We start from the raw sequence: 1,822 nt of genomic DNA on the forward strand, positions 1-1,822 counted from the left end.
TTAAAGCAGTTTTTGGATAGTAAGTAATATCAATGGATTTAATAGCCCGGTACAAAGAGGTACGCCAACGTACAGAAAAAATTTGCTCGTATTTGCAAACCGAAGACTATGTGGTACAGCCTGTGGTGGACGTTAGTCCGCCTAAATGGCATATCGGGCACGTTACCTGGTTTTTTGAAACGTTTATCCTTAAGCCCTACTTCATGGGTTACAAGGAATATAATCCTGATTATAACTACGTTTTTAACAGTTACTACGAAACTGTTGGCACACGCGTGATCCGTACCGACCGCGGCAACCTGAGCCGCCCAACGGTTATTGAAATTTACAGTTACCGTAAATATGTTGACGAGGCCATGGAGGGCTTTTTATGCGGCGAAATAAGCGACGATGTTAAAGAACTCCTTATTCTCGGTTTTAACCACGAAGAGCAGCACCAGGAGCTTTTAATGACCGATATTAAATTTATACTGGGGCATAATCCGCTGTTTCCAGCCTATAATAAAAATTACACTGCCCCTCGTATTGATGGAGGGAAGGATGATGCTTTTATCAGCATGGATGAAGGTATTTATGAAATAGGCTTTACCGGCGATGGATTTTGTTTTGATAATGAGCTTAACCACCATAAAGTATATCTCAATGGATATCAAATAAGCCCTAAACTGGTAACCAATGCACAATACCTGGAGTTTATTAACAGCGGCGGCTACCACGATTTTCGACATTGGCACGCCGAAGGCTGGGATTGGGTAAAAACCAATAAGGTTGAAGTTCCTTTATATTGGCATCTGGTAGATAGTGAATGGCATAATTATACCTATCACGGTTTAGAGCCACTTCATTTGAAAGATCCGGTTACCCATATCAGCTATTTTGAAGCTTATGCTTACGCTTCGTGGAAAGGCTTGCGTTTGCCGACCGAATTTGAGTGGGAAGCTGCCTCTTCAAAATTTAACTGGGGGCGCCGCTGGGAATGGACTGAAAGTTCCTACCTGCCTTACCCGGGTTTTGCCAAAGCGCCGGGTGCCATAGGCGAATACAATGGCAAGTTTATGGTTAACCAGAAAGTGTTGCGCGGCGCGTCAGAAGTTACACCTCCGGGTCATAGTCGTGCAACTTATCGCAATTTTTTTCAGACAAATTTACGATGGCAATTTACTGGCATAAGACTTGCGAGGTAAATTGACACAAAACACCACCACATCTATGAACCAAGCCTTTACACCCACAGCCGTAAATTGTGACATAAGCGCCGAAAACAGGCAGTTTTATGCCGACGTTGTAGCAGGGCTGCAGGCAGAGCCAAAGCACCTCAATTCAAAGTATTTTTATGATGCCAATGGCGATAAGCTGTTCCAGGAGCTCATGAACTGCCCTGAATACTATCCGACTAACTGCGAACTGGAGATCTTTTCAGAAAAAACCGCTGAAATCTGCGATGCGCTAATTGCCGATGGAGATGCTTTTGACCTGATAGAACTTGGTGCTGGTGATGCCACAAAATCCTCTTACCTGCTTAAATATCTGCTGGATAAAAAGGCTGATTTTACCTATTTGCCTATTGATATCTCAGATAATGTAATATCATACCTCAATATAACCCTGCCCGTAACTTTGCCCGGCTTAAAGATCACCGGACTAAATGGCGAATATTTTGAGATGCTGAAAAAGGCCGCCGCTATTTCACCAAGGCGTAAAGTGGTGCTGTTTTTAGGTTCAAACATTGGCAATATGCCACTTGATGGGGCCATAGAGTTTTGCCGTGAGCTAAGAAATAACCTATCAGAAGGGGATATGGTGTTAATTGGCATGGACCTGA

General features: G+C 43.4%; 2 protein-coding genes. Both read left to right on the plus strand.

The annotated features are described in order from the left end of the window. The first annotated feature begins 32 nt into the window (after window positions 1–32). Complete coding sequence (gene egtB, locus VF500_RS24215; protein WP_330862136.1) at window positions 33–1,184, plus strand: ergothioneine biosynthesis protein EgtB; 1,152 nt, start codon at window positions 33–35, stop codon at window positions 1,182–1,184. 25 nt (window positions 1,185–1,209) lie between these two features. Continuing rightward, window positions 1,210–1,822, plus strand: a 613-nt coding sequence (locus VF500_RS24220; RefSeq protein ID WP_330862137.1) for an L-histidine N(alpha)-methyltransferase, incomplete at its 3' end; no start/stop codon positions are given.

Origin of the sequence: Mucilaginibacter sp. (assembly GCF_036383575.1) — a bacterium.
GTDB lineage: Bacteria > Bacteroidota > Bacteroidia > Sphingobacteriales > Sphingobacteriaceae > Mucilaginibacter.